Annotated in this window: 1 protein-coding gene; it reads left to right on the top strand. The window is 58.3% G+C overall.

The features are described 5' to 3' along the window. On the top strand, nucleotides 1-618 hold a 618-nt coding region (locus tag BP846_RS12400; RefSeq protein ID WP_292395925.1), incomplete at both ends, for a hypothetical protein.

The following is a 618-nucleotide window of genomic DNA, read 5'->3' as shown; positions in this document are numbered from 1 at the left end:
CGTCCATACCATTCTCTTTACGGTGAGGGCAGCCCTTCCCGAAAAAGGCCGGGAGAGAAGGGATCTTCCCTTTTACTGGTATAAATACGGCCCCTATTCCGAGGTCGTCGAGTCTTCGATCAAGGCTCTGACGCTTCAGGGCATCCTCCGGGAAGAGGAGACAGAGACCGGCAAAACCCTCCTCGTGCTCAGCGCTCGCCCCGCCGCCGTGAGCAGCGTATGCGAAGACGATGCCTCCGCCGTCGTCGGGCGCGTCGTCAGGGAGATCGACCCCTGTGACATTGAGGCCTTCGTCAACCGCATTTACCGGAACCATGCACCATACGAGTTCATGCCCCGTTATAGAGTGAATTTTCTCGCCCCGTTTAAGGACTATCTCGCAGCGCACCCGGAAGGTCAGCGCACGCTCAACCAGTGGTACCCGGGCGAGGGCAACCCCAAAACCCCGGATATTGACCGCCTGGAAGACGCTCTCTACAGGTGCGAAGCCGTGCTCGTGGAAGAACCCCTCTTTGAGAGGTTCAACGAGGAATTTACGGCATACGTCTCGGGAGCCGGGAAAGCGTTCGATATCGCCAGAAAGGACGAATCGATCGCGTACCCGGTCATAAGAGCGAC

Source organism: Methanoculleus sp. UBA303 (assembly GCA_002501655.1).
GTDB lineage: Archaea > Halobacteriota > Methanomicrobia > Methanomicrobiales > Methanoculleaceae > Methanoculleus.
Note: the sequence above shows the minus strand (reverse complement) of the source record. Positions and strands in the feature narration are given on the sequence as shown.